The sequence below is a fragment of the Sphingopyxis sp. genome, from assembly GCF_016463645.1.
In the GTDB taxonomy this organism is placed as follows: domain Bacteria; phylum Pseudomonadota; class Alphaproteobacteria; order Sphingomonadales; family Sphingomonadaceae; genus Sphingopyxis.
The window spans coordinates 1-4,710 of sequence record NZ_JAEMQX010000195.1 but is presented as its reverse complement, the minus strand read 5'-3'; the positions used below and the strand labels follow the sequence as shown (position 1 = coordinate 4,710).

The 4,710-nt window shown below is 64.1% G+C and carries 6 protein-coding genes; 3 read left to right on the top strand and 3 right to left on the bottom strand.

Annotated features, from left to right (window positions below; translation table 11 throughout):
* The 3 genes from JHC57_RS21185 to JHC57_RS21175 all read right to left on the bottom strand — a co-directional run.
* Positions 1-378, bottom strand: a 378-nt coding sequence (locus tag JHC57_RS21185; RefSeq protein WP_294032562.1) for an RNA polymerase sigma factor region1.1 domain-containing protein, incomplete at its 3' end; no start/stop codon positions are given.
* Between the two features lie 35 nt (positions 379-413).
* Complete coding sequence (gene dnaG, locus JHC57_RS21180; RefSeq protein WP_294032561.1) at positions 414-2,297, bottom strand: DNA primase; 1,884 nt, start codon at positions 2,295-2,297, stop codon at positions 414-416.
* A 55-nt stretch (positions 2,298-2,352) separates the two neighbouring features.
* The gene (locus JHC57_RS21175) at positions 2,353-2,805 is read right to left on the bottom strand and encodes a GatB/YqeY domain-containing protein (protein WP_294032560.1); all 453 of its coding nucleotides are present in this window, start codon (positions 2,803-2,805) and stop codon (positions 2,353-2,355) included.
* Between the two features lie 132 nt (positions 2,806-2,937).
* On the opposite strand from JHC57_RS21175, the gene carA reads away from it, so the two are divergent.
* From carA to JHC57_RS21160, 3 genes are all read left to right on the top strand, one after another.
* Positions 2,938-4,098 carry a glutamine-hydrolyzing carbamoyl-phosphate synthase small subunit gene (gene carA / locus JHC57_RS21170; RefSeq protein WP_294032559.1) on the top strand — a complete coding sequence of 387 codons (1,161 nt, stop codon included), beginning with the start codon at positions 2,938-2,940 and terminating at the stop codon, positions 4,096-4,098.
* Positions 4,095-4,412: a hypothetical protein gene (locus JHC57_RS21165; protein WP_294032558.1), complete on the top strand. Its 318-nt coding sequence runs from the start codon at positions 4,095-4,097 to the stop codon at positions 4,410-4,412. The genes carA and JHC57_RS21165 overlap by 4 nt, the downstream gene beginning before the upstream one ends.
* The coding region (locus tag JHC57_RS21160; protein ID WP_294032557.1) for a hypothetical protein at positions 4,412-4,710 on the top strand (299 nt) is incomplete at its 3' end. The genes JHC57_RS21165 and JHC57_RS21160, both read left to right, overlap by 1 nt.

Below are 4,710 nucleotides of genomic sequence, written 5' to 3'. Positions count from 1 at the left end.
CTCGACCGCGCCCATTTCGCGCAGGTACATGCGAACGGGATCGTCGGTGCGATCGACCGTTTCCTTCTTCTTTTCGATCGCCGGGTTCGAAACCGAACCGGTGCCGGCGCTGACATCGACTTCATCGTCGGGTTCGGCGTCGGCCTCTTCCTGCACATCCTCGTCGCTTTCGACGATGTTGATGCCCATGTCGGAGATCGCCGACATGATGTCCTCGATCTGCTCCGACGACATCTCGTCCTGCGGCAACGCCGCATTGAGCTCGTCATAGGTCAGGTAACCGCGCTTCTTGCCGCGCGCGATCAGCTTTTTGACGTCGGCCTCGTTGAGGTCGATCAGCGGGGCGTCGGTATCGGCTTCGGTGTTCTTGGTGGCCATCTATTCTTCCTGCCTGAAAGGGCATTTGCTGGTCGTTATTGGCTGCTGCTCTCGGACAGCGCGGCCAAGCGGCGGGTCAGGTCCTCATCCATGGCGCGCAGTTTCTGCTGCCGCGCCAGGCCTTCGTCATCCATCGTGCGCTGGAAATCCGCGGTGGCCTGTGCCAGCCGCTCGCGGATTTCGGGCTGGGTGACCAGCACGCCGATATATTCGTCGAGGTCACGAAGCGCCGTTTCGCGCGCCGCTGCGGCCTCGTCACTGCTTTCCAGCCTGCGATTGAACGAGAAGTGCATTCCGTCGGCTCTGAGCAATGTCGTCGCCCTATTATACACTTTCATCGGCTCCAATATGGCAAGCAACCCCTCGCAATCAAGCCCTTCCCGGCACATTGCGCTGTCAAGCATTACACCGAGCAGCTCGGCATCGCCTGAATCGCTCACCGGCAGGCGTGTCAACGCCTCCTCATTGCGCCGGAGCGCCTCGGGATAGCGCAGCAATCCGCCGATCAGCGCCGCGATATAAGGCGCCGAAATTCCGGCCTGCCCGATGGAACGCGTTTCGTCGGCCGGAGGTTGCAGACGCGGGTCGGGGGCGAAGCGGCGATTGCTCCCGCGTGGTGCGTTGGGCGTCCACGGCTGGCGCGGCGAGCGTTCGGGCTGTTTGCGCGCGAACAGCCCGTCGAGCCGTTCGCGGAAGGCCTCGCGATAATGATGACGGACATCGGCATCCTGTATCGCGTCGGCGTGCGCGAGGAGGCGCGTTTTCAATGCGGCGCGCTCCTCGGGGGTGGTCAGCGGGCCCGCGGCGACCTCGTGCGCCCATAGGCGCTCGACGAGCGGTTGCGCGTCCTCGAGGATCGCCGTGAAGCCCTCGGCGCTGCGCGCGCGGACGAGGTCGTCGGGATCTTGCCCGGCCGGGAGAGTCGCGAAGGACAGGCTGAAGCCGGGGCGGAGCAGGGGGAGGGCGCGCATCGCGGCGCGCATCGCCGCTTTCTGTCCTGCGCTGTCGCCATCGAAGCATAGGACGGGAACGGGCACCATCCGCCAGATCATGCCCAATTGGTTCTCGGTGAGCGCGGTACCGAGCGGTGCGACGGCGTCGGCGATCCCCGCCTCGGCGAGCGCGATCACGTCCATATAGCCCTCGACGACGATGATCCGGTTCGTCTGCCGCGACGCGGGGCTCGCCTTGTCGAGATTGTAGAGCGTGCGGCCCTTGTCGAAGAGCGGCGTGTCGGGCGAGTTCAGATATTTGGGCTCACCGCCGCCGAGGATGCGCCCGCCGAATGCGATCACCCGCCCGCGCGCGTCGCGGATCGGGAGCATCAGCCGCCCGCGGAAACGGTCGTAGGGTTCCTTGTCGTCGACCGCTATCAGCATCCCCGCCTCGATGAGCATCGCGGTCGGGAATTTCTTGAGCGCCTCTTTGAGCGCCGTCCTGCTGTCGGGCGCGAGGCCGAAGCCGAACGCCTTGCGCGTCGCTTCCGAAATGCCGCGTTTCGCGAGATATTCGCGTGCGGGGGCGCCGTTGCTGCTGCCGAGTTGCTGCGCGAACCACTCGGCCGCCGCCTGCGTCACGTCGCGCAGGCTCGCCTGCTCCTCGGCCTTTTTCGCGGCGCGCGGGTCGGGGGCGGGAACATCCATGCCGGCTTCGGCGGCGAGCTCCTTCACCGCATCCATGAAGCTGAGGCCACGCTGGTCGGTCATCCAGCGGATCGCGTCGCCATGCGCTGAGCAGCCGAAGCAGTGGTAGAAACCCTTTTCGTCGTTGATCGTGAAGCTGGGCGTCTTTTCGTTATGGAATGGGCAGCACGCCTTGTACTCGCGCCCGGCGCGCGTGACCTTGACCGTCCGCCCGATAAGCGTCGACAGCGTGATCCGCGATCGCAGTTCGTCCAGCCATTGCGGGGTGAGGGTCATATCTTCGATATGCCCCTGCCGACACCCGCCCGCAAGCAGGCGGGGAGAGTGTGTCTCAGGAGAGCGCCGCCTTCACCCAGCCGCTTGCCTTGCTCATGTCGAGCTGGCTTCCGAGCCGCTCCTTCACCGCGGCCATGACCTTGCCCATGTCCTTCGGGCTGGTTGCGCCAAGCTCGTCGACGATCGCCTTGATCGCCGCGGTCGCATCGGCTTCCGAAAGCTGCGCGGGCAGGAAATCCTCGATCACCGCGACCTCGGCCGCCTCGATGTCGGCGAGTTCCTGCCGTCCGCCCTGTTCGTACATGGTGATCGATTCGCGGCGCTGCTTGACCATTTTCTGCAAGACGTCGGTGACGAGCACATCGTCGTCGGCCGGCGCCGTGCCGGTGCGGAGTTCGATGTCCTTGTCCTTGATCTTGGCCAGCATCAGCCGGATGGTGCCGAGCCGCGCCTTGTCGCCGCTTTTCATGGCGGCAACCTGCGCAGCCTTGATGTCGTCGCGAATCATCACGTGTCCCCATGCGCTGCAAATTTCGGAAAGACCCTCCCTAGCGGGAAGATTCCAAATCCGATAGCTTGTGAATCACTTTTTTGCCTCCTACTTGGTCGGCCGTTTAGCCCCCCGTCCGGAGCAGTTTAAATGGCACCAGCCAATCCATCCGCCGCGCCTTCTGGAGCCACCGGCGTCCTCGTCCTTGCCGATGGCACGATCCTGTGGGGCGTGGGCTATGGCGCCGCCGGAGCCAGCGTAGGTGAGATTTGTTTCAACACGTCGATGACGGGCTATCAGGAAATCCTGACCGACCCCTCCTATGCCGGGCAGATCGTTACCTTCACCTTCCCGCACATCGGCAATGTCGGCGCGAACCCCGAGGATATGGAACGCGGCGTGCACGGCGCGCTCGGCGCGATCACGCGCGAGCTGCCGACGCAGCCAAGCAACTTTCGCAGCGTCCAGACGCTCCCCGAATGGATGACCGAACAGGGCGTGATCGGGCTTGCGGGCATCGACACGCGCGCGCTGACGCGCCGCATCCGCGATGCGGGCGCGCCGAATGGCGTGATCGCGCACAGTGCAGACGGCAAATTCGACATCGACGAGCTTCTCGCCATGGCGCGCGGCTGGTCGGGGCTCGAGGGCATGGACCTTGCGAAGGCGGTCAGCCGCACCGACACGGGCGACTGGACCGGCGGCGCGTGGACGCTGGGGCATGGCTATGCGACCGAGGACGGCGGCGAGCGCCCGCATGTCGTCGCGATCGATTATGGCGCGAAGGACAATATCTTCCGCAACCTCGTGAAAGCCGGTGCGCGCGTCACCGTGGTGCCCGCGACCGCGAGCCTCGACGAAGTACTGGAGCATCAGCCGGCGGGCGTGTTCCTCTCGAACGGCCCCGGCGACCCTTCCGCGACGGGCGACTATGCGGTGCCGGTGATACAGGGATTGCTCGAGCGCGACGTGCCGATCTTCGGCATCTGCCTCGGCCACCAGATGCTGGGCATCGCGGCGGGCGCCAAGACGGTGAAAATGCATCAGGGCCACCGCGGCGCGAACCATCCGGTGCAGCGCGCCGAAGATGGCGTGGTCGAGATCACCAGCATGAACCACGGCTTCGCGGTCGACGCCGCGACCTTGCCTAAGGGCGTGGTCGAAACGCACAAGAGCCTGTTCGACGGATCGAACTGCGGCATCGCGATCACGGGCAAGAACGCGTTCAGCGTGCAATATCACCCCGAGGCGAGTCCGGGGCCGCAGGACAGCTTCTATCTGTTCGAGAAATTTGTTGGGGGGCTTAAATGAAAGGCTCGGCGGTCCGGGTCATCATCCTCGCTACGCTGCTTGCGGGGTGCGCAAAAAGCCCTGAAAATCCGCCCGTGGACGCCGATACCGAGCGACTGAAATCGATGCTGGCACGCGTCGAGACGGAGTGCGAAATCAAACACAGTGTGTTGAAACTCGGCAGCGACAATCAAGTTACTGTCCTGCCCTCGGCCGACGAAAAATATGAAGCGGTCGATTGCCTTCTTCGCGAACTGAAGAAACCTCAATTCGCGAACCACATCAAACTCGGCTTCGTCGGCAACGAAATGCACCCAAGAGAAGAACAGAAATAATGCCCAAAAGAACCGACATCCAATCCATTCTCGTCATCGGCGCCGGCCCGATCGTTATCGGTCAGGCGTGCGAGTTCGACTATTCGGGGACGCAGGCGATCAAGGCGCTGAAGGAGGAGGGCTATCGCATCGTCCTCGTCAACTCCAATCCGGCGACGATCATGACCGATCCCGACCTCGCCGATGCGACCTATGTCGAACCGATCACGCCCGAGATCGTCGCAAAGATCATCGCGAAGGAGCGCCCCGACGCGGTGCTGCCGACGATGGGCGGGCAGACCGCGCTCAACACCGCGCT

What these genes read in the sequence shown, in the direction of transcription:
- dnaG (WP_294032561.1), bottom strand. Translation starts at nt 2,297, where the DNA reads ATGACCCTCACCCCGCAATGGCTGGACGAACTGCGATCGCGGATCACG.
- JHC57_RS21165 (WP_294032558.1), top strand. Translation starts at nt 4,095, where the DNA reads ATGAAAGGCTCGGCGGTCCGGGTCATCATCCTCGCTACGCTGCTTGCG.
- carA (WP_294032559.1), top strand. Translation starts at nt 2,938, where the DNA reads ATGGCACCAGCCAATCCATCCGCCGCGCCTTCTGGAGCCACCGGCGTC.
- JHC57_RS21175 (WP_294032560.1), bottom strand. Translation starts at nt 2,805, where the DNA reads ATGATTCGCGACGACATCAAGGCTGCGCAGGTTGCCGCCATGAAAAGC.